General features: G+C 30.8%; 18 protein-coding genes and 1 pseudogene. 9 read left to right on the top strand and 10 right to left on the bottom strand.

Annotated elements, in window-relative coordinates:
- Window positions 1–110: 110 nt before the first annotated feature.
- The 3 genes from K8354_RS02505 to K8354_RS02495 all read left to right on the top strand — a co-directional run bounded on the left by K8354_RS02505 (window position 111) and on the right by K8354_RS02495 (window position 1375).
- The gene (locus K8354_RS02505) at window positions 111–449 is read left to right on the top strand and encodes a MotA/TolQ/ExbB proton channel family protein (protein WP_223445144.1); all 339 of its coding nucleotides are present in this window, start codon (window positions 111–113) and stop codon (window positions 447–449) included.
- 78 nt (window positions 450–527) lie between these two features.
- A complete protein-coding gene (locus K8354_RS02500) occupies window positions 528–1139 on the top strand; it encodes a thiamine diphosphokinase (RefSeq protein WP_223445143.1) in 612 nt (203 codons plus the stop codon).
- 2 nt (window positions 1140–1141) lie between these two features.
- Window positions 1142–1375 carry a hypothetical protein gene (locus K8354_RS02495; protein ID WP_223445142.1) on the top strand — a complete coding sequence of 78 codons (234 nt, stop codon included), beginning with the start codon at window positions 1142–1144 and terminating at the stop codon, window positions 1373–1375.
- Window positions 1376–1485: 110 nt separating this feature from the next.
- Here K8354_RS02495 and K8354_RS02490 read toward each other — a convergent pair whose 3' ends face one another.
- The 5 genes and pseudogenes from K8354_RS02490 to K8354_RS02470 form a co-directional block, all read right to left on the bottom strand.
- Entirely contained in the window at window positions 1486–2043 is a 558-nt protein-coding gene (locus tag K8354_RS02490) for a thioredoxin family protein (RefSeq protein ID WP_223445141.1), read from the bottom strand.
- Between the two features lie 174 nt (window positions 2044–2217).
- Window positions 2218–3426, bottom strand: a complete 1209-nt coding sequence (locus K8354_RS02485) for a BaiN/RdsA family NAD(P)/FAD-dependent oxidoreductase (RefSeq protein ID WP_223445140.1) — start codon at window positions 3424–3426, stop codon at window positions 2218–2220.
- A gap of 54 nt (window positions 3427–3480) precedes the next feature.
- A complete protein-coding gene (locus K8354_RS02480; protein WP_223445139.1) occupies window positions 3481–4413 on the bottom strand; it encodes a GYDIA family GHMP kinase in 933 nt (310 codons plus the stop codon).
- Window positions 4414–5537: 1124 nt separating this feature from the next.
- Window positions 5538–5975 carry an IS200/IS605 family transposase gene (gene tnpA / locus K8354_RS02475; RefSeq protein WP_223445138.1) on the bottom strand — a complete coding sequence of 146 codons (438 nt, stop codon included), beginning with the start codon at window positions 5973–5975 and terminating at the stop codon, window positions 5538–5540.
- 649 nt (window positions 5976–6624) lie between these two features.
- Window positions 6625–7890 (bottom strand): annotated as a pseudogene (locus tag K8354_RS02470) (hydroxymethylglutaryl-CoA reductase, degradative); the annotation flags it as partial.
- Between the two features lie 304 nt (window positions 7891–8194).
- Between K8354_RS02470 and K8354_RS02465 the strand changes: the two are divergent.
- From K8354_RS02465 to K8354_RS02445, 5 genes are all read left to right on the top strand, one after another.
- On the top strand, window positions 8195–9004 hold the full coding sequence (locus K8354_RS02465) for a prohibitin family protein (RefSeq protein ID WP_223445133.1): 810 nt from the start codon (window positions 8195–8197) through the stop codon (window positions 9002–9004).
- A gap of 350 nt (window positions 9005–9354) precedes the next feature.
- On the top strand, window positions 9355–11556 hold the full coding sequence (locus tag K8354_RS02460) for a S9 family peptidase (RefSeq protein ID WP_223445131.1): 2202 nt from the start codon (window positions 9355–9357) through the stop codon (window positions 11554–11556).
- A 23-nt stretch (window positions 11557–11579) separates the two neighbouring features.
- Window positions 11580–13088 (top strand): peptide MFS transporter, encoded by a 1509-nt coding sequence (locus tag K8354_RS02455; protein WP_223445129.1) that lies wholly within the window; start codon window positions 11580–11582, stop codon window positions 13086–13088.
- Between the two features lie 67 nt (window positions 13089–13155).
- Entirely contained in the window at window positions 13156–14700 is a 1545-nt protein-coding gene (locus K8354_RS02450) for a peptide MFS transporter (RefSeq protein ID WP_223445128.1), read from the top strand.
- A 37-nt stretch (window positions 14701–14737) separates the two neighbouring features.
- Window positions 14738–15286: a thioredoxin family protein gene (locus K8354_RS02445; RefSeq protein WP_223445127.1), complete on the top strand. Its 549-nt coding sequence runs from the start codon at window positions 14738–14740 to the stop codon at window positions 15284–15286.
- Between the two features lie 11 nt (window positions 15287–15297).
- Here the strand turns inward: K8354_RS02445 and K8354_RS02440 are convergent, their stop codons facing one another.
- From K8354_RS02440 to surE, 5 genes are read right to left on the bottom strand one after another with little or no spacing between them, the layout of a single operon-like run.
- Window positions 15298–17310, bottom strand: a complete 2013-nt coding sequence (locus K8354_RS02440; RefSeq protein ID WP_223445126.1) for a ComEC/Rec2 family competence protein — start codon at window positions 17308–17310, stop codon at window positions 15298–15300.
- Window positions 17311–17347: 37 nt separating this feature from the next.
- Window positions 17348–17812, bottom strand: a complete 465-nt coding sequence (locus K8354_RS02435) for a C40 family peptidase (protein WP_223445125.1) — start codon at window positions 17810–17812, stop codon at window positions 17348–17350.
- 11 nt (window positions 17813–17823) lie between these two features.
- Window positions 17824–18930 (bottom strand): lipid-A-disaccharide synthase, encoded by a 1107-nt coding sequence (lpxB, locus tag K8354_RS02430; RefSeq protein WP_223445124.1) that lies wholly within the window; start codon window positions 18928–18930, stop codon window positions 17824–17826.
- Window positions 18930–19217, bottom strand: coding sequence for a hypothetical protein (locus tag K8354_RS02425; protein ID WP_223445123.1), 288 nt, complete (start codon window positions 19215–19217; stop codon window positions 18930–18932). The genes lpxB and K8354_RS02425 overlap by 1 nt, the downstream gene beginning before the upstream one ends.
- Window positions 19205–19975, bottom strand: coding sequence for a 5'/3'-nucleotidase SurE (gene surE / locus K8354_RS02420; RefSeq protein ID WP_223445122.1), 771 nt, complete (start codon window positions 19973–19975; stop codon window positions 19205–19207). Before surE ends, K8354_RS02425 begins: the two co-directional genes overlap by 13 nt.
- A 193-nt stretch (window positions 19976–20168) precedes the next feature.
- Here surE and K8354_RS02415 point away from each other — a divergent pair, with 193 nt between their 5' ends.
- Entirely contained in the window at window positions 20169–22307 is a 2139-nt protein-coding gene (locus K8354_RS02415) for a carboxy terminal-processing peptidase (protein ID WP_223445121.1), read from the top strand.
- Window positions 22308–22325 lie beyond the last annotated feature (18 nt).

Genomic DNA, 22325 nt, shown 5'->3' with positions numbered 1-22325 from the left:
AAAAATACGATATTTGTTAAAACCAGATCAAAATTGGTATTTGGTCGCTAAAATAATTTTGCAATCTCAATAATAAATACTTTAGCAACATAATCTTAAAAACATATAGTATGAATTTTATTTTAGAAGGTGGACCCCTATTTATGGTTCCGTTATTAATCTTATTAATTGTTATTGTAATTTTATTTGTAAAAGGCTTAAAAGACAATTTAGAAAAAACACACAAACTCATAAACGCATTAGCTTTATTTTCTTTTGTGTTTGGAGTTTTAGGTTTTGTAATCGGTCTTTTAGGAGCGTTAGAAATCATTTCTGCCGATAGTGGAAAAATTTCTTCAGAAATGATGGCTGGCGGACTTAAGGTGAGTCTTCTATCTCCAACTTTTGGAATGGTGATTTTTCTTTTAGGAAAACTTTTCAGTATGATATTAATCGGGATAAAAAAATAGTCCACCTATTTTTTATAGTTTATAAAAGCATCAATTCTAAACTTAGAAATGATGCTTTTTGTTTGTATTTTTGCAAAAATGAAAGACAAAAAAGTTTTCTTATTACTCAACGGAGAACCTCCAACAGAACTTCCAGATGTTTCGAAATACGATATTATTTGCGCAACAGATGGCGCCTATCACTTTTTAGAGGAAAATAATATTATTCCAAATTTTGTTTGTGGTGATTTAGATTCCTCACAAGAAATTCTAAAAAATATTGAAGTGATTCATACACCAAATCAAAATTTTACAGATTTTGACAAAGCTTTACAAATTCTCTTTGACAAAGGCTACATCAGTATTGATGTTTTTGGAGCAAGCGGAAAAGAACAAGATCATTTTTTAGGTAATTTACATTCCGCAATTCAATGGAAAAACAAATTAGAACTCACCTTTTTTGACAACCATAGTTCTTATTTTTTGGCTGATAAAAGCACAGAAATTACAAATTGTAAAGATCAGATTATTTCTTTAGTGCCGTTCCCAAATGCCATAAATATTTTCACAAAAGGATTAGAATATGAATTAAACAAAGAAAGTTTAACCTTTGGAGAAAGAATTGGAACAAGAAATAAAGCGACAAAAAACCAAATAAACATTACTTTTGAACGTGGAAATTTATTTATTTTCATCCAACATAAAACATAAAAATGTCCAGAAAAATAAAATTATTATGGGACTTTAGAGGCCCTGATGCTAAAGAAACCGCAAAACATCACACCATTCATTTAAAAGATTTTGCAACCATTGAAAACTTAAATTTTCATGAAATTGATATTCAAGAGAAAAACCCCATGTTAGTGGCTGCCTTTATTACTGTAGATGAAGCCGACATGAAAATTTTTAGAGATGCTTTAAAACCGCATAGAGGCGAAATCGGATAGTTTAGTTTGATTCTAGCCATAGAAACCAACTCTAATAATTATAAAAATTATTGAAAAGTCATTAACGTTAATCTAACACCAATTCTGCATTGAAATAACCGAACAACCATCTATTTTTTCCACTTAATACCGCAACCAACACTTGGCTTTTGATTTTCTAATACAGGATTATTATTTAATAAATTATCCAAAGATTTTCGCAAATCGATTCCTGTGACTAGTTTTCCGTTTCCAGGTCTAGAATCATCTAGTTGTCCGTGATAAACGGATTTTAAATTGGCATCAAAAACATAAAAATCTGGAGTACAAGCCGCATCATAATTTTTAGCTACTTCTTGTGTTTCATCAAACAAATAAGGAAAAGGATAGTTTAATTTTGTCGCAACTTCTTTCATAAATTTTGGTGCATCCTGCGGATAATTTTCAATCTCATTAGAACTTATTGCAATAAAATTGATCCCTTTTTGCTGATACTCATTGGCCATTTTTACTAATTCATCATTTACATGAATTACAAACGGACAATGATTACAAATAAACATCATAACCGTTCCTTTTTCTCCCTTTAATTGATCTAAAGAATATAATGTATCGTCAATTGCATTTACTAAATTAAAATCGAGTGCTTTTGTGCCTATTTTAAATTCGTTTGACTCTGTTAATGCCATAATAATGGTTTTTGGTTATTCGTTATTAGTTTGTCAGTTCGAGTGATTTCGATTTTTTTCGAAATTGTATCGAGAACTTTTTACCCGTAAAATTATATTTTCGATACTAATATAAAAATTTTAATAGTTAAGATTGCTCCTCATTCTTCGTTAAGAATAATATGCTTCTTTTTATTATTCTGCCAAAGCTTTCGCACAAATATAACCACCTGTCCATGCATTCTGAAAATTAAATCCGCCAGTTACCGCATCAATATTTAACACTTCACCCACAAAAAAGAGATTTTTATGTTTTTTACTTTCAAAATTTTTAAAGTTAATTTCCTTTAAATCAACGCCTCCAGCCGTTACAAACTCTTCTTTAAAAGTAGTTCTTCCGTTGGCATTGTATACTCCTTTAGTGAGTTGATTTGCCAATTTTTCTAATTGAACATTATTCAAATCCGCCCAATTTTGAGTTTTAGAAATATCTGAAAACAACACAAACCGTTCCCACAAACGCTTTGAAATTTCCGTAAAAGGTGATTTTAAAATCACTGTTTTTCGAGGTTCTTTCTTTTTTAAATTCAGTAAAACATTCAATACCTTATCTGTAGATCTTGATAACCAATTTACCTCTACATTATATTGATATTTCTTTTCTGCTAAAATTCTTGCTCCAAAAGCCGACAATTTTAACACTGCAGGTCCGCTCAGTCCCCAATGAGTAATTAACAACGGTCCTGACGCTTCTAGTTTTGTATTTGTAATCTTAACGGTTGCATTTGGCACAGAAATCCCTAACAAATCTACCAATCGTTTGTCATTTATATTAAAGGTAAATAATGAAGGAACTGGTTCAATTATTGAATGATCTAGCGTCTCGCATAATTCCCAAACTCTTTTAGAGCTGCCGGCAGCAACCACAACTTTATCAGCTTCAAAAACCTGTTCTTTTGTGTTGATAACCCATTTATTTTCTTGTTGATAAATGGAATTCACACCACAGTTTGTTAACACTTTTATTCCTAAAGTATTAACAGCATTTTGGAAGCAATCTATAATAGCTTGACTTGTGTTTGCCTCTGGAAAAACACGATTATCACTTTCAATTTTTAACGGAACTCCTCGATCATCAAACCACTCAAAAGTATCACCAGTCATAAACTGATGAAAAGGTCCTAACAATTCCTTTTCTCCTCTAGGATAAAATTTCACCAATTCTTTAGGCTCAAAACAAGCATGTGTAACATTACACCGACCACCTCCAGAAATCTTTACTTTTTGCAAAACATCTTTGCCTTTTTCAAGAATTATAACCTCCAAATCTTGGTTCTTTTCTTTTGCGTTTATTGCTGTAAAATATCCTGCTGCTCCTCCTCCTATTATAATTATTTTAGTCATATTTTGTTTTTCAGACCTCACAAGTTTTGAAAACCTGTGAGGTCTTGTATATCATTATAAAATTATTTCTGAATATTTTAAAACGGTTTCAAATCCTTTCTTTTTAAAATATTCTGGTGTTTCTTGGTTTCCAGTGACCATTACGAAATCACCTCCCCAAGCTCCGAGACTTTTTATTTCGCCTAAAGTATAATCAGAAAATAATTTTTCTTTCACTGGTTTTAATTTGATGATCGAACTAATAATTTGTTCGTGTTCAAGAATCAACTGATTAAAATTTATGATTGATTTTGAGTTTACAAACTCGTCTGATATTTCTGATATTCTTGCTATTTCCTTCGAAAAATTTTGATTGCTTTCTCTAAATTTCGCAATGCCTTCTTTAGAATCTTGCTTTTGATTCAGAAACACAAAAAATAAATTCTCCTTAAAATTCGGATTAAACTCAACTTGCTTCATCATAGGTTTTTGATTTTTTATTTGATAAAAAATTGGCACATCATTTTGTGCGCAAGCAATATCATAACCACTTCCTTTAAAGGAGTTCCAAAGTAATTTAAACGCATCTATTTTTGCCCAAGAGGCTATAGAATTTATTAAAGTTGATGAACTTCCTAAGCCCCAATTCCTTGGAAATGTTAATCTTGTTTTTACTAAAAACCCATTTTTAGTAGTTAAAAAATTAGGGTTTAAATTTTTAGCTTCCATCAAAATCTCTAACAATGTTTCTCCAATCATTTCTGCACTTCCTTCTTTATCAGAATTGAAAGAACAATTTACCAAGCGTAATTTTGGCAAATCAAAAACAGCCTCAAACCAACATTCTCCTGTATCTGTAAAACTTCCCCAAATTAGTTGTGGTTCTTGTATGTTTTCAACAATTAAATCTTGTCCAAATTTTGTTGGGATAGCCAAAGATTTTGCGCCATCTAAAACAAGATATTCTCCTGTTAATAATAATTTTCCGTTTGAATAATAGTTTTTCAATATTGTTATTTTATTTCTTAGTTTAATCCTATTGTATTGGGGTGCTTTAAAGTTTTGGCTAAAGCCAATTTTTTATTCTCAATATTTATAAAATGGGTTAAAACCCATTTCTATTGAAATTAAACAAAACATTTATCATTTAAAAAATGGTTTGAAACCCATTTCTATTGAAATTTTTAATTCTATCTTTTTGAATTGCATCCTGCTTTAGCAGGATGTAATTATAAACATTCAAATTGGCTTTAGCCAAACCATGTATCCATCAAAAAAATTGATTGAAATCCATTTCTATTAAATTTTTAAATAAAATGGATTCAAACCCATTTCTATTGAAATTAAACAACCAATTTATTATTTAAAAAATGGTTTGAAACCCATTTCTATTGATTTTTTTGATTCTATCTTTTTGAATTGCATCCTGCTTTAGCAGGATGTAATTATGAACATTCAAATTGACTTTAGCCAAACCATGTATCCATCAAAAAATTGATTGAAATCCATTTCTATTAAATTTTTAAATAAAATGGGTTCTTTAAAGTTTTGGCTAAAGCCAATTTTTTATTCTCAATATTTATAAAATGAGTTAAAACTCATTTCTATTGAAATTAAACAACCAATTTATTATTTAAAAAATGGTTTGAAACCCATTTCTATTGATTTTTTTTTGAATTTCATCCTACTTCAACAGGATATAATTATAAACCCCATTTCTATTAAATTTTTAATTCTATTTTTTTGAATTGCATCCTGCTTTAGCAGGATGTAATTATAAACATTCAAATTGGCTTTAGCCAAACCATGTATCCATCAAAAAATTGATTGAAATCCATTTCTATTAAATTTTTAAATAAAATGGGTTCTTTAAAGTTTTGGCTAAAGCCAATTTTTTATTCTCAATATTTATAAAATGAGTTAAAACTCATTTCTATTGAAATTAAACAACCAATTTATTATTTAAAAAATGAGTTAAAACCCATTTCTATTGAAATTAAACAAAACATTTATCATTTAAAAAATGGGTTCAAACCCATTTCTATTGATTTTTTTGATTCTATCTTTTTGAATTGCATCCTGCTTTAGCAGGATGTAATTATAAATATTCAAATTGGCTTTAGCCAAACCATTTATCCATCAAGCTTTTCAAAATTATATTTAGAAATAAACTCTTCGTATTCTTCTCCAAAAGTCTTTTTACTATGATGATTTTCTTGATTCTTAATATAATTCCGAACTTTATCAACCATAGATTCTGAAACTGAAACCGCAAAATATTCTGATTGCCATTGAAATTTTACTTTTGTTAATTTCTGTTGATTAATCCAAAAAGATGATTCTCCTTTAATCAATTGCACTACCTTTTCTATAGTTTGATTAGATCCCAAAGAAACCAAACAATGGCAATGATCTGAATATCCATTTACATAATCCATAAAAATTCCTTTTTTAATAGCATTCTGTTTCATGTGATTCCAAACTTTTTGCCTAAGCTCCTTTGTTTCCAAAAATGCAAATCTATTTTTTGTACTCCAAACTATATGTATGTAGACTTTTATAAATGGCATAAATTTATGATTTGTTTCAAATGATACATAGAAAATGGTTTGTAACCCATTTCTATTGAATTCTTAAATTATATTTTTTTGACTTGCATTCTGCTTTAGCAGGATGTAATTATAAACATTCAAATTGGCTTTAGTCAAAACATCTAACCATCAAGTCTAAAGGAGATTTCTATTGAGTAACATCAACCAAACCAAATTGCTTAAAATGATGTGTAAAATGTTTTACTTGAAATTTCTTCCATTCCTCAAAATTTAGCTCCCCAAAAAATGGATGTACTATCGTTCTATTTTTATCGGCTGTAAATACTTTTAAAAACAATTCTAACTGATTGATTAAATCTTCGATTGCTAAAGGAATCGAACTAAATTTAAGTGCATTTGATTCATCCGATAAAAAAGAAGCTTTAAAACCTGTTTGTAATTCATTTTCAGTATTTAAAAACGGTTTTCTTCGTGCTGTTTTTTCATCAGAAACATAAACATCAACATTCCAGATTCCGTTGGCTATTTGTGTTACTGCACTTAAATGTTCTATCATTTGTTGTGCATTCATGCTGCCAAAAATTGGTTTAGAATTCTTATCTAAAGAAGATAGTTTTGCTTTCATAGCATCAAAATTTAAAAAATCTACCCAATTTACTGTTGGCGTTCGTAAACTATTTATTTTCTCTACAACCGCTGAATGCATGACTGTTCTTTTATCAAAATAAAGGGTAACGATTTCTTTTTCTTCTTCAGTGGCATCAAACTGATTTAAAATGTTTTGCAAATGCATTTTCATGTGTCCATGCTGAATTCCTTTGGTCGTCAGCGCTCTTAAAGCTGCGAAATTCTGCGCCAAGCCAGCCGCTGCCATAATTTGCATTAACATGCTAGCGGATGGTTTTTGCAACATTTGTAAAGAGATTTTTGCCATCGGATGTAAAGCAGTTAATCCGCCAACCGTTCCTAAAGCTAAAGGAATTTCTATCCAAAATTTAAAAATACCATCGTCAATAGAGCAATGCGACAAACTTGAGTAAGTTCCAGAACGCGCCGCATAGGCATGTGCACCCGCTTCAATAGCTCTAAAATCGTTGCCTGTTGCCAATACAACAGCGTCAATTCCGTTCATAATTCCCTTATTATGTGTAACGGCTCTGTAGGGTTCTATTTCTGCAATTTTTACGGCTTGATAAAATTTCTCTGCAAACTTCTGCGGATTTTCTCCTCCTAAATCTTCAATTTTACAACTCACCTCTGCTCTAACCAAACAATCCGGAACATAATTAGACAAGATGCTCATAATAATTTCGATATCTTCTCTTTCAAACTTTTTTGCAATTGCTTCTAAACAAGAATTGATAAAGTTTGCACCCATTGAATCTTTTGTTTCAAAAGTTATATGCAACTGATAATAGTTTGCTAGTTTATCGGTCTTATCAACTAATTTAATATCTAAAATTCCGCCGCCACGTTTTTCCATATTCTTTGTAATGGAAGCAGTTGCCGCAAATAATTCGGTTTTATTTTGATTAAAATAAGCTTCTAAAGCTCCTTTATCACCAGCAAATATAAAATGGACTTGACCAATTTTTGTGGTACCAAGAACGGTGGTTTTAAAACCACCTCTTGTGCTCCAAAATTTACCAACTAAAGAGGCTGCAGCAACCACAGAACTCTCTTCAATAACCATGGGGATTGCATAAGTTCTATGATTCACCATAAAGTTAGGCGCAACGCCAAAAGGCATGTAAAAATTGGTAATCGTATTCTCTATAAAATCATCGTGAAGTTGCTGTAATTTTTTATCATCATTCCAATATTGCTTTATAATTTCGATTACATTTAAATTATTGGTAAAATAATTTTCTGCCAACCAATTTATTTTTTCCTCTTTGGTAAACTTTGAAAAACCGGAGATAATTTTAGACATCTATCGTATGTATTTGCTGTAAAACACAAAGATATAGTAATCTATAAAAAATTAGCTTTATTTATAAGGTTGATTTTACGTATTGACATCCTAACCAATGAAATTCTACACTAAGATTTTAATAAATAATATTTTACTTCTTCTTAAATTAATATTAAAATTTATATAAAAAAAACAAAAAAAATTACATATATGATAAAATAATTTAATACTTGTCATAATATTATTTAATAATAATATCATTTTTTTAAGAATTCAATAAATTACCTTTGAGGAATTAAAATAATTAAACTCCAGATAAAATATGAAAAATTTAAGTTTAGCAGCAATTTTAGGAATGTTTTTACTTTCTAGTTGTGCAGTTGTAAGACCCGGTGAGGTAGGAATTAAACAAACTTTAGGAAAGTTATCTAGCGAAGTTCAAACGCAAGGAACTGTCCTTTACAATCCTCTAATAAGTAAAGTTTTAAAAGAATCTACAAAAACAAGTAATATAAAACTAGTCCTTAGTTTACCAAGTAAGGAAGGTTTAAGTGTAAATTCTGAAATATCTATTCTATACAGATTAGAAGGCAATAAAGTGGCTAATATTTTGCAGAACTTAGGTCAGAATTATGAATCTGTAATTACTAGTGTTTTTAGATCTGCGGCTTCCGATGTTTGTGCCAAGTTTTATGCAAAAGACATGCATTCTGGTATGAGAGCAAATATTGAGAGTGAAATCTTAAAAAAGATGAAAAGTAATATTGAAAATCAAGCGGATGGTATCGATTTAATTGCTGTTTTAATGAAAAGAATTCAATTACCAAGAGGTTTAGCAAGTTCTATAGAAAGAAAATTACAAGCTGAACAAGATGCAATGCGATTAAAGTTCGTTTTAGACCAAGAGAAATTAGAGGCAGAAAGAAAAATTATTAATGCAAAAGGAGAAAGAGATGCGCAACTAATTATTGCAGAAGGCTTAACTCCAGGAATTTTAAAATTAAAGGCAATTGAAGCATTTAGAGAATTGGCTAGATCTGCGAATGCAAAAACAATTATTACAGACGGAAAAACTCCACTAATAATTGGTGCAGATGATGTAAAAACCAATAACGAAGAAGAAAAGAAATAACAATTCAATTTCATAGAAGAAGATCTCGGTAACCTCAAAAAGGTATCGAGATTTTTTTTGTCAAAAATGATGAGCCTTAGAATAATTCCATTTTAAACTCAAAATAAGCCTATAAATCGTTCCTTTTCAGATTACTTTTTATAAAGAAAACTGACGGTACTAAGGGCGATGAGAATTCTTTTTTAATTTCAACGAATCTAAAAATAATTGAATTTAAACACCTAGCATGATAAACCCAAATGGATATAATTCTTAAATTTTAGCAGCTACATTTAAAAGTTTATGCCAAATTGCTCCTTTTTGACAATAATTTCGTAATCTTGGAGAACTTTTTTTAAAACAATTCTCAAATGAAAAACAAGATCATTCTTGCAACCATATTTCTTTTTACCATTGGTCAAGAAATTACTGCCCAAACATTGAATAACACAACTTCCAAAACCAAAGAAATTACTCTTGAAAAAATTTGGAATGGCACTTTTTCTCCGGAAAGAATGAATGCTTTAAATTCTATGAATGGCGATTTCTATTCGCTTTTAAATAGAGATCAAAAAACTGGAGCTACCACAGTAGATAAATACAGTTATGCCACCCTAGAAAAAGTTGCAACGATTGTAAATAGTGAAAATTTACAAGATTTAAACTCATTTTCGTCTTACAGCTTTAACAATGATGAAACTAAAATTATTTTAGGAACTGATTTTAAGAAAATTTATAGACGTTCTTTTAGCGGTACATTTTATGCCTTTGACATTGCCTCGAAACAGCTTACTTTAATAGGAAAAGACATTCAAGAACCTATATTCTCACCAGACAATAAAAAAGTTGCATTCGCAAAAGAAAATAACATTTACATCAAAGATTTTTCTGGCAATACAACTACACAAATTACAAAAGATGGAAAAATAAATCATATTATAAACGGAATTACAGATTGGGTTTATGAAGAAGAATTTGGTTTTGTACGCGCTTTTGAGTGGAGCAAAGACAGTAAATATTTAGCCTTCTTACGTTTTGACGAAACGGATGTACCCACTTTTTCTATGGATATTGTTGGCAATCAACTATACCCTAAGCAGCAGGTGTTCAAATATCCAAAAGCTGGCGAAAAAAATGCTGATGTTACCCTTCACATGTATCATGTAGCTTCTAATACGAGTCAAAAGATAACTTTAGGCGATTATGAGTACATTCCTAGAATACAATGGTCTAACAATGATACTGTTTTAGTGGCAACTACCCTAAATCGTCATCAAAACGATCTAAAATTACACAAAGTAAATGCATTAAAAAGCAACGCATCTTTATTATTAAACGAAACAACAAAAGCCTATATAGATATTACCGATAATCTTACCTTTTTAGCGGATAATTCCTTTATTTGGACCAGCGAAAAGGATGGTTTTAATCATATTTATCATTATGATTTTAATGGAGAGATCATTAATCAAATTACAAAAGGAAATTGGGAAGTAACCAACTATTATGGTTTTAACGAAAAAAAGAAAACTATTTACTATCAATCTGTAGAAAATGGTTCTATCAACCGAGGTGTTTATGCCATCAATTTAAAAGGTAAAAATAAAAAGTTATTAAGCAACAAAGACGGTCAAAATAGTGCTGCTTTCAGCAAAAATCTTAACTACTTTATCAACACATTTTCTTCATCAGAAATTCCGCCAATTTATTCTTTATACTCGGCAAAAGGTAAAATGTTAAAAGTTATAAAAGATAATACGAACTTAAAAGAAGAATTATCAACGTATAAAATGAGTCCTAAAGAGTTTTCTACCATCAACATCAATGGGAACGATTTAAATATGTGGATGCTAAAACCTCTTGATTTTGATGAAAATAAAAAATACCCCATGTTTATGTTTCAATATTCAGGTCCAGGATCGCAACAAGTTGGTAACAAATGGAATGCCTCTAATGATTACTGGCACAATATGTTAGCTCAAAAGGGCATCATTGTGGTATGTATTGACGGACGTGGAACTGGATTAAAAGGTGCCGATTTTAAGAAAGTCACACAAAAAGAATTAGGTAAATATGAAGTAGAAGATCAAATTGCCGCAGCAAAAAAATTAGCAGAACGTCCTTATGTCGACAAAAATAATATTGGTATTTGGGGTTGGTCTTATGGCGGTTTTATGAGTACTAATTGCCTTTTAAAAGGAAGTGATATTTTTAGCACTGCCATTGCTGTAGCCCCTGTTACTTCTTGGCGTTTTTACGATTCTGTTTACACAGAGCGGTATATGCAAACCCCTCAAGAAAATGCAAGTGGTTATGATGATAATTCGCCTATAAATTATGCTGATAAATTAGAAGGGAACTACTTATTGGTCCATGGAACTGGTGATGATAATGTGCATGTACAAAATAGTTACAGAATGATTAATGCTTTAATTGAAGCCAACAAACAGTTTGACATGTTTATTGTACCAGATCGTACACACGGTATTTACAAAGGAAAAAATACACGCTTAAATCTATATACCAAAATGACTAATTTTATAGAAGAGCATTTAATTAATACATCAAAATAATCAACTAAAATAAAAGGATAATCATGTTAGACAAAGGAGTTACAACAACTGCAGAAGACCCACAACTATTTGGACACCCAAAAGGGTTATTTTATTTATTCTTTGCAGAATTATGGGAGCGTTTTAGTTTCTATGGAATGAGAGCGCTGTTAACGCTTTACATGGTTAATGAAATATTTAAAGCTATTGCAGAACGTGATGCAGCAACTGCTGTAGTATATGCCTCGTATGGTTCTTTAGTATATGCTTCTACTGTGATAGGGGGGCAAATTTCTGATAAAATATTAGGAATGCGTAGTTCGATATTTTTAGGAGGAATTTTAATGGCTATTGGTCATTTTGTTTTAGCCATTGAAAATGATCTTGCTTTCTTTCTAGCACTAGCGCTCATTGTTGTGGGTAATGGTTTTTTTAAACCTAATATATCCACTTTTGTGGGTGCCTTGTATAAAGAAGGAGATGTTAGAAAAGATTCTGGTTTTACCATTTTCTATATGGGAATTAATATCGGTGGCTTTGTTGCACCTCTTTTATGCGGATGGTTGGCAGCAGAATATGGTTGGCACTATGGTTTTGGTTTAGCCGGAATAGGAATGATGGCTGGTTTAATTTTCTTTTGGAGTGGTATTAAGAAAAATGTCTTTGGTGATAAAGGAATGCCCCCAAACCAAGAAATCTATGAGAAGAAAATAATCGGAATTCCGCAAAAAACATTAATTCCTATTATTTCTGTATTATTTGTTCCTGTAATTGCTTATTTGCTTTCTTCATGGCAGGCAAATTACGTAAGTGGTATTTTTAAATTTATTGGCATCGCGGTTCTAGCCTATTTAGGCTATATAATGTATAGTTTAGAGGCTGTGGCTCGTAAAAAGTTGATTATGGCCGTATTAATTACATTTTTTATGACCTTATTTTGGGGTTTTCATGAATTATCAGGAAGTGTTATTACTTTATTCGCCTCTAGAAATGTTGCTTTAGAAGGAATTATGTCAGCCAGTCAAACAAATGCTTTAAACTCGATGTTTATTATAATTTTGGCCATCCCAATTTCTTTACTTTGGGGATATTTGTCTAAAAATAAATTAAATCCAAGAACTCCATATAAATTTGGTTTAGGACTTCTTTTAGCGGGTGCAAGTTTCTATATACTGTCTATTAGTGGCGCTAGTGCTGACGAAAACGGAATGGTTCCATTTGCTTATTTATTAGTAATGTACTTTATCATTTCCGTTGGTGAACTATTCATGTCTCCGGTTGGTTTATCAAAAATAACCGATCTGTCGCCAAAAAATATAGTTGCTTTTATGATGGGTGTTTGGTTTTTATCTTCTGCATTTGCTTTTCAAATTGTAGGCTTTATCTCTAAACAATTAGCTGTTGAAAGTACAGACGCAAACGTAGGCGGCATGGATACGTTGGCCGTGTATACAGATGGCTTTCATTTAATAGCGTTATATGCCATAGGAGCCGGAGTCATCGTGTTAGTATTCTCTCCACTCATGAAAAAATTAATGGGCACCGTTCATTAAAATAATTATTCACAAAACCTCATAAACCAAATTTTATGAGGTTTTCTGTTTTCAAAAACTTATTTATATGAGTGCAACAACATCAAAAGAATTTAGTTTATTAAACCATAAACCCGCATTATTTGTGCTGTTCTTTACCGAAATGTGGGAACGCTTTTCCTATTATGGAATGCGTGCCATTTTTGTGCTATTTTTAACCGCTTCTTTTTCTGATGGTGGCTGGGAATGGACTCGTGAAAGAGCCATCGGTTTATTAACAATTTACACAAGTTCGGTCTATTTAACACCTTTGCTTGGTGGTATTATTGCTGATAAATTACTCGGATACCAAAAAGCCGTGGCTTTAGGCGCATTTGCGATGACATTGGGGCATGCTTCCATGGCTATGGAAACAGAATTCACCTTGTATATGGGTATTACTTTTCTAATAATCGGAAACGGATTATTTAAACCTAATGTAACTTCTATCGTAAGTGGTTTGTATGACAAATACCCAGAACGCAAAGATGGGGCATATACTATTTTCTATATGGGTGTAAATGCCGGTGGTTTTTTAGGGGTATTACTTTGTGGTTTTTTGGCTAGTAACTTAAGTTATTCTTGGGGATTTGGGTTAGCGGGAATTTTTATGTTTTTAGGAACTATGCAATTTTGGTTTGGTAGAGAAATCTTTGAAAACGTTGGCGTCACTCCTAATAAAAAAGAAGTTCTAGCAAAAACAGTCGATACTTTAGATACTGCGGAAAAAGAAGTTTCACCAAACATTCAAAGAGATCGTTATATTGTTGTAGGTCTTTTAGCTTTTTTTACCGTTTTCTTTTGGGCTGCTTTTGAACAAGCTAGTGGTTCTATGAATATTTTTGCAAGAGATTATACACAAAGAACATTGTCTGGAAATGCTGCTTTTATTTTTAAAATAGTAGATATTCTAGTATCTACAGTGCCTTTGCTAATTATTTCTTGGGTTTTAATAAAATTATTCCGTCAGACTTTTAAGATCATATCTTTATCAAATAGTATTTTAGGAATCAGTTTTTTAAGTATTTGGGGATTGGTCATCTGGAAACTTTCTGTAATTATCCCTAAAGATTCCGCAGAAATTGAAGCGTCTTGGTTTTTAATATTAAACTCACTTTTTATCATCTTTTTAGCACCTTTATTTTCTAAATGGTGGGAAAGCAAATTCAATCCTTCGGCTGCTATAAAATTCGGAATTGGAATGATTCTATTAGGGATTGGTTTTGGCGCTTTGGCGTATGGTTCTAGCGGAATTCCACAAGGAGCAAAAACTGCTTCGGTAAGTTTAATTTGGTTGGTTTTAGCCTATTTATTCCACACTATGGGAGAGTTATGTGTATCTCCTGTTGGCTTATCTTATGTTTCTAAATTGGTTCCTCCTAAAAAAATAGGAATGATGTTTGGAGTTTGGTATTTAGTAAACTTTCTCGGCAATCTAATAGCTGGTTTGGTAGGTAGCTCTATTGATGCCATAGTAGAAGAATACTCCATGTCTTTCTTCTTTTTAATTTTTACGGTAATTCCGGCAGGAGTTGGTCTTATTTTTTTGATTTTAAATCCTTTGATCAAAAAATTAATGCATGGCATTCGATAATTTTATAATTTGGCATATAATTTGTAAATCATATAGCATGAAAAAAATAATTTTAACATTCATAGCTTTTGTTTTTTTTAGCATCAGCATAAAAGCACAAGAAATTAACTGGATTTCCTTAAACAAAGCATTGGAACTTCAGAAAGAAAATCCTAAAAAAATAATGATTGATATTTATACAAACTGGTGTGGACCTTGCAAATTATTAGACAAAAAAACATTTAAAAATAAGGATGTAGCGGCTTATGTAAATGAACATTATTATGCAGTTAAATTTAATGGAGAAGGCAATGAAGCAATAAATTATAAAGATACTAATTTTGGAAACCCTAATTACGACGCATCCAAAGCAAACAGCAGAAATAGTGCTCATGAGTTTGCAGATTATATGGGCGTAAATGCGTATCCAACCATTGCTTTTTTAAATGAAACGGGCGATTTTATAGCTCCAATAAGAGGCTTTCACAACCCACAACAATTAGAATTTTTTCTTAAATTATTTGTTACAAATAAACATATTGAACTAAAAACTAAAGAAACATTAGGTGCTTATTATAAAGCTTTTGAACCCAAGTTTAAAGGTTAATATTTAAACACTTAATATTTAAAAGCGCCCTTTTCGCCTGTATCGTGAAAAGGGATTTTTAATTTTTTAGCACTACTTTTCCATCTTTTTACATCGCTTTTATAATTAGAACCGTCTGCAATAATATGGCTTGGATTCATTGTTTTTATCAAGCGTTCCATATTTAGTTTAGGAGAATTCCGTATTATAATAAATGGTTTTTTTAAACCTTTTACTTTATAAACACCCAAACTATCAATGACTAAAACATCCTTATTTTTAAAGTGAAAAACATCTGAAAATTGGTTTCTAAAGATGGGTTTTATATTTTCACCAACGGTATAACCCTGAATCATATTTATTTTTTTTACTTCTAAAGAATCTATAGTATGATAGATATTCACCATACCGCCATTCCTTAAACCTAATGCCGACTTTCTAGTTTTATGAAAAACAATCAATTCTATTTTAGTGTTCTTTTGATACTTTTCAAACAGTATAACACTTTGAAAAAACAACACTGAAACTAAAAAATAAATTGCTTTTTTTGGTGCTGTTTTTATTAAAAATCGAATCCCCAAAATAAGTAGTACATAAGTAGCAATCATCATTAAAAATGACAATGAAATATCTTTGAATAAAAAATATTCTTGTTGAGAAATCCAACTAACAAAACTGTTCATTAGCGAAATAATAAAACCATAAATCGAAGCCAAAAATTGTGGAAGAACCCCCAATAATGCCATAAAAATAAGAAGAATTCCGCCAATTAAAATTGCGCCTAAACATGGAATTATAATTAAATTAGAAAGCATAAACAACCCCGGAAACTGATGAAAATAATACAAACTCAACGGTAAAACTCCTATTTGCGCAGCTATTGAAACGGTTATTAATTGCCATATTTTATGCTCGATTTTGTAAGTAGGTGTATATATTTTATACAGTTTTGGTTGTATCCAAATAATTCCAAACACAGCGAGATAACTCAATTGAAAACCAACATCAAATAGAAATAAAGGTTTTACCAACAAAAGAAAGAACATGGAAGAAATCAAAGAAAATTCAGTCACTTTTTTTCTTTGAAAAGCATTTCCAATAGCCAAAAAAGTAAACATAGTAACAGCTCTTACCACGGATGCCGAAAGACCTGCCACAAAAGCAAACATCCAAAGAATACAGATTATAAGAAGTGATTTTAAAAATTTTCCATTTTTAAATCTTTCTATGGGTTTCAAGAGTGCAGATAGAATTAGTAAAATAATTCCGACATGTAAGCCTGAAACCGCTAAAATATGAATGGCTCCTGCATTGGAATATTGTGCTATTAAGTCTTTAGAAATATCTTGTCTCTGCCCTAATAATAGTGCATTTATAACCGCTAATTCATCAGGTTTAAAGTGATACTTTGAAAGTGCTTCTTGGACTAAGTCTCTAAATTTGGCAGAAAAACCAACCAAAGACAAACCCTTAAAACCTAAGCTTATATAATCGCTTTTTTCTAAAAATAATTGTTGATAAATGCCTTGTTTGGCTAAATACAATTTGTAATTAAATTGATGCGGATTTAAAGGTGGATTTAATTCTGTGAATAATGCTTTCGTAACCAAAATTTCATCCACTTTTAAAGTGCTAGAAAAGCTATCTTTAAAGATATTTAACAAGATTGTACCTTTTGTTTTTAAAGTATCAACCTGAATAACATCGGCTTCATACTTATGCGCATACATTCCTGATTTTAAAATTTTAGTTACTTTTAAGGTGACTTGAGCATTGCTATTCAAATAGCTGCTATAATAATTTTTATAATTCTCCTTATTATTGATAAAAACAGCAGAAACTCCTATCAGAAAGAACACTAAAAAAGAACATAATGTTCTAACAATTTTATTCGGAATTAAAAAAAACAACCCCAAAAATAATAGCAACAAAAGAAATAATTGTACGAAACCAAATTGCCAAAAATTCGTGTAGAATTGCGTAGAAATTCCTAAAATTAGGAAGAGTAAAAAGTGGATGGGTACATAATTAATTAACCTTTTCATAGCGAAATAAAGTTACAACTTTATTTCTAAAAAAAGTTTAGAGCACTCTTGTGGCTTTTACGAAAGAGTTTTTCCAATATTTTTCGGACATGGAAGACACAATCACGCCTCTAGAACTGGTAGCATGAATAAACATTACTTGTCCGTTTTTAACCGAAGTAACCAAGCCCACATGATTGATTCTTTTTTTCCTTCTAGAAATTTTAAAGAATAACAAATCTCCTTTTTTTGCTCTTCTTAAAGAGATCTTTTTTCCTCTTTTTGCCATATCCTTAGAAATTCTAGGCAATTGCACATTCTCTTTTCCAAAAGCAACATAAACAACTCCAGAACAATCCATTCCTCTTTTGGTCGTTCCACCATACTTATATTTTACACCTTTGTATTTTAAAGCGTTTGAAACAATTTTATCTGTTTTCGTATTTTTTTTTGTAGCATTTTTTGATGCTCCACACGCACCAAAAATCAAAGAGGTTATTAATAAAATTAAAATCTTTTTCATAGTACTTTTACTTATAAACTGTCTACAATCAACTTTGCTGTTTTCTGAGATGCTCCTTTTCCGCCTAACTTTTTCTCTAACTCATAATACTCTAAAAATAACTTCTGACGGTGTTCGTCCTCTAAAATTTTTAGAAGTTCTTTTTTTAATTTTGTTTTTGTAAAATCTTGCTGAATTAATTCTGTAACTACTTCTTTACCCATGATTAAATTAACCAAAGAAATAAATTTTAAAGTAATAATTCTCTTTGCTATTTGATAAGAAATTGCGCCTGCTTTATAACAAACTACTTGTGGTACTTTAAACAAAGCTGTTTCTAAAGTTGCCGTTCCAGAAGTTACCAAAGCTGCTGTTGAAACGGACAATAAATCGTAGGTTTTGTTATCAATAAAACTCACTTTTCGATCACCAATAATACGTTTATAAAAAGAAAAATCTTGACTTGGCGCTCCTGCGATTACAAATTTATAGTCTGAAAAATCATCAACCAAAGACAACATAACAGACAACATTTTTATAATTTCTTGTTTTCTACTTCCTGGCAATAAGGCTATTATAGGTAAATTTCCTAATTGATGCTCTTCTCTAAATTTGTGTTCGCTTACCTGCTTTCTATGAGCAATACCATCTATTAAAGGATGCCCTACAAACGTTACTTCGTAATCATATTTTTTATAAAACTCTTTTTCAAAAGGGAGAATTACAAACATTTTATCAATATCTCTTTGAATCCCTTTTATTCTGCTTGCTCTGCTAGCCCAAACTTGAGGAGAAATATAATAATTAGTTTTAAATCCTGCTTGTTTTGCCCATTTTGCAATGCGTAAATTAAAGCCCGAATTGTCTATAAAAATAATGACATCAGGCTGAAACTGCTCAATATCTTTTTTACAAAATTTAATAAATACCAACACCTTATTCAGGTTTCTTAAAACCTCAAAAAAGCCCATAAAGGCTCTGTCCTTATAATGACTTACAAGGGTTCCGCCAGCTTTTTGCATTAAGTCTCCACCCCAAAAACGAATACTTGCACCTGCATCTTCTTGGTACAAGGCTTTCATTAAATTAGAACCATGTAAATCTCCAGAAGCTTCACCTGCAATAATATAATATTTCATTAGACAAACTTTAAAATTAAGGTGGTTAAAGCAATGATAATGGTGGTTAATAAAACACCTTTAGCCCTATTATCTTGCTTCTTTTTAATAAAGACAAAGAATACAAATAAATTAGGAATTGCAGCAATTGATAAAATTTTACCATACAAATCGCCGTCTTCAATCATTTGCAGCGTTTCATTAAAGTTGAATTTCGAAAAATACTCTACATATAAAAAACAACCTGCCGCAGTTGCAAATAAGGAGGTTAAAATGCCTATTAAAATATCTTTTTTTACAGTTCCCAAGAATTTAGTTTTTGAATCATGTGATGTGCTGTTAAATCAAACTGAACCGGTACTATAGAAACATATCCGTTTTCTAAAGCATATACGTCTGTGTCTTGCCCTTTATCTCTATTTACAAATTCGCCAGAAAGCCAATAATATTCTTTGCCAAACGGACTTTTACGCTTATCAAAAATTTCTTTCCAAACACCTATGGCTTGTCTACAAATTTTATTCCCTTTTATTTCATTCTTTTTTAAATTAGGAATGTTTACGTTTAACACAATACCGTCTGGCAAACCATTTAGTAACGTATTTAAGGTGATGTTTTTTATAATCTCTTCAGCGGGCTTAAAATCTGCATGCCATTTATAATCTAATAAAGAGAAACCAATTGCCGGAATTCCTTCTATACCAGCTTCAATCGCTGCGCTCATAGTTCCTGAATAAATAACATTAATCGATGAATTTGCACCATGGTTAATCCCTGAAACACATAAATCTGGTTTTTTATTTAAAATTTCGCTAATCGCCATTTTTATACAATCTGCTGGCGTTCCAGAACAAGTATATTCTAATTGAGGACCATCATCAATCGTTATCGGATTGCAAGTCAGAACATTATCAACAGTAATAGCATGTCCCATTCCACTCTGTGGACTATCGGGAGCCACTACCACAACTTCGCCAATTTTATTCATTATTTTAATAAGTGCTCTAATTCCGGGAGCAGTAATACCATCATCATTGGTTACTAAAATTAAAGGTCTTTCTTGCATAAATTAATTTAGGGTTTAAGTATAAATTGAATCTTTACTGTAAGAGCAAATATAATTTAATTTATATGATTTTCTTTTTAACATTTCCTAAAGAATAAAAAAGACTAATTTTTTGTAACCTTGTAAGCCTGTAATTATGGCACAATTTTAGATAATTAGTACATTGAAAAATAAAATTAACGACAATAGATTTATGAAAACGACATCTAAATTTAGTACTACTTTATTAGCAATCCTTTTATTGCTAACTAGTTTCTCTATCCATACGCAAGACCAAAATAGCAGTTCAGATTCTGATGCCGAAAAAGATAGAGTTTTAATATATGTTTTAAAAAACATTTTAACGAGAGGTCATTTTGTTACAAAAGACCTAAATGATGATTTTTCTGAATTGGTTTACGATTCTTTTATTAATAGTTTAGACCCAAGTAAAAGATATTTTACGCAAGAAGATTTAAAAGAGTTTTCACAATATAAATATCAAATTGATAACCAACTGTTGCAAGATGATATCTCTTTTTACCAATTAGTCTATAATCGTTTTTTAGATAAAACAAAAAATGCAAAATCTTATTATACAGATTTACTAGCAAAGCCCTTTCAGTTTAATAAAAATGAAATCATAGATTTAGACTACACGAAAGTACCTTTTGCGAAAAACGATAATGAATTAATTGATTACTGGAGAAAGCAACTAAAATTACAAACACTAGGCAGAATACAAAACCAAATTGATTTGCAAGAAGAAAAGCTTAAAGATGACAAAAACTATGCAATAGAATCTTTTGAAACGCTTGAAGTATCCGCAAGAAAAGAAGTTTTAGAAAACATGGATGAATTGTACATGAGAATACAAAGACTAGAAAATGATGATTGGTTTTCTACCTTCTTAAATTCTGTTGTAGGGGCTTTTGATCCACATACAACGTACATGGATCCTACAAAAAAAGAGAATTTTGACCAAACCATGTCTGGAAAAGTAGAAGGAATTGGCGCACGTTTGCAAGAAAAAGGAATTTACACTCAGGTTTCTGATTTGGTTGCTGGAGGCCCTGCATCTAAACAAGGAGAATTAGAACCTGGAGATATTATTTTAAGAGTGGCGCAAGGCGATGAAGAACCTTTAGATATCGTAGGAATGCGTTTATCGGATGCTATTAAATTTATAAAAGGAAAAAAAGGCACTGAAGTTAGATTAACAGTAAAGAAAAAATTAGATGGTTCTACAAAAATCATATCCATTATTAGAGACGTAGTTCAATTAGATGAAACTTTTGTAAAATCTAGTATTGTTAAAAAGAATGGTAAAAAATATGCAATTATAGATTTACCAAGCTTTTATATCGATTTTAAAGATAATAATTATAGAGATTCTGCCAAGGACATGGAAAAAGAAATCGAACGATTAAAAAGTGAAGGTGTTGTTGGCTTAATTGTAGATTTAAGAAATAACGGAGGTGGTTCTTTAAAAACAGCTATTGAAATATCAGGGTTATTTATCAATCAAGGGCCGATTGTACAGGTAAAATATCGTGGAGAAAACCCTATTGTTAAAAGTGATATTGATCCTCAAATTCAATGGGAAGGATCTGTGGTTGTTTTAGTAAACGAATTTTCTGCTTCTGCTTCAGAAATTTTTGCTGCGGCAATGCAAGATTATAAAAGAGCAGTAATTTTAGGAGGAAACCAAACTTACGGAAAAGGAACAGTGCAGAATATTTTACCGATCAATCAATTTTATCCAAATTATAAAGAAGATTTAGGATATTTAAAAATGACCATTCAAAAATTTTATAGAGTAAACGGTGGTTCTACTCAAAAAGAAGGCGTGTATTCCGATATTGCAATGCCAAGCAGATATAGCTATATGAAATTTGGTGAACGTGATTTAGAAGGCGCTTTAGAATGGGATAAAGTACCACAAGCCAAGTATTCTCAAACAAATTCATACGCCAATTTTAATGATGTTGTATATAAGAGTAAAGAAAGAATTGCAGAAGATACAAACTTTAAACTGGTGAATGAATATGCAAAATGGTTAAAGAAAAACCAAGATGAAACTTCCTATTCTTTAAACTACAAAAAGTTTTTAAAGGATAGTGAGGCAAGAGAAAAAGAGGCTGAAAAATTTAAATCAGTGTTCGATTACAAATCAAATTTAACGTTTGTATCTCCTCAATATGAGCAATCTATTTTTAAAAATAATAAAGATTTAGAAGACAAAAGAATCGCTTGGCACAAAAATTTATCGAAAGATATGTATGTTTCAGAAGCGCTAAATGTTTTAAGTGAATTAAAGTTAAGAGCACCATCTAAAATTATAAAAAATTAGAAGATTAGCATAATTAAA

This window comes from Polaribacter litorisediminis, assembly GCF_019968605.1.
Classification (GTDB): domain Bacteria; phylum Bacteroidota; class Bacteroidia; order Flavobacteriales; family Flavobacteriaceae; genus Polaribacter; species Polaribacter litorisediminis.
The sequence above is the reverse complement of the archived record's forward strand: the minus strand, read 5'-3'. Positions and strand labels throughout refer to the sequence as shown.

What these genes read in the sequence shown, in the direction of transcription:
- K8354_RS02505 (WP_223445144.1), top strand. Translation starts at nt 111, where the DNA reads ATGAATTTTATTTTAGAAGGTGGACCCCTATTTATGGTTCCGTTATTA.
- K8354_RS02500 (WP_223445143.1), top strand. Translation starts at nt 528, where the DNA reads ATGAAAGACAAAAAAGTTTTCTTATTACTCAACGGAGAACCTCCAACA.
- K8354_RS02495 (WP_223445142.1), top strand. Translation starts at nt 1,142, where the DNA reads ATGTCCAGAAAAATAAAATTATTATGGGACTTTAGAGGCCCTGATGCT.
- K8354_RS02490 (WP_223445141.1), bottom strand. Translation starts at nt 2,043, where the DNA reads ATGGCATTAACAGAGTCAAACGAATTTAAAATAGGCACAAAAGCACTC.
- K8354_RS02485 (WP_223445140.1), bottom strand. Translation starts at nt 3,426, where the DNA reads ATGACTAAAATAATTATAATAGGAGGAGGAGCAGCAGGATATTTTACA.
- tnpA (WP_223445138.1), bottom strand. Translation starts at nt 5,975, where the DNA reads ATGCCATTTATAAAAGTCTACATACATATAGTTTGGAGTACAAAAAAT.
- K8354_RS02465 (WP_223445133.1), top strand. Translation starts at nt 8,195, where the DNA reads ATGAAAAATTTAAGTTTAGCAGCAATTTTAGGAATGTTTTTACTTTCT.
- K8354_RS02460 (WP_223445131.1), top strand. Translation starts at nt 9,355, where the DNA reads ATGAAAAACAAGATCATTCTTGCAACCATATTTCTTTTTACCATTGGT.
- K8354_RS02455 (WP_223445129.1), top strand. Translation starts at nt 11,580, where the DNA reads ATGTTAGACAAAGGAGTTACAACAACTGCAGAAGACCCACAACTATTT.
- K8354_RS02450 (WP_223445128.1), top strand. Translation starts at nt 13,156, where the DNA reads ATGAGTGCAACAACATCAAAAGAATTTAGTTTATTAAACCATAAACCC.
- K8354_RS02445 (WP_223445127.1), top strand. Translation starts at nt 14,738, where the DNA reads ATGAAAAAAATAATTTTAACATTCATAGCTTTTGTTTTTTTTAGCATC.
- K8354_RS02440 (WP_223445126.1), bottom strand. Translation starts at nt 17,310, where the DNA reads ATGAAAAGGTTAATTAATTATGTACCCATCCACTTTTTACTCTTCCTA.
- K8354_RS02435 (WP_223445125.1), bottom strand. Translation starts at nt 17,812, where the DNA reads ATGAAAAAGATTTTAATTTTATTAATAACCTCTTTGATTTTTGGTGCG.
- lpxB (WP_223445124.1), bottom strand. Translation starts at nt 18,930, where the DNA reads ATGAAATATTATATTATTGCAGGTGAAGCTTCTGGAGATTTACATGGT.
- surE (WP_223445122.1), bottom strand. Translation starts at nt 19,975, where the DNA reads ATGCAAGAAAGACCTTTAATTTTAGTAACCAATGATGATGGTATTACT.
- K8354_RS02415 (WP_223445121.1), top strand. Translation starts at nt 20,169, where the DNA reads ATGAAAACGACATCTAAATTTAGTACTACTTTATTAGCAATCCTTTTA.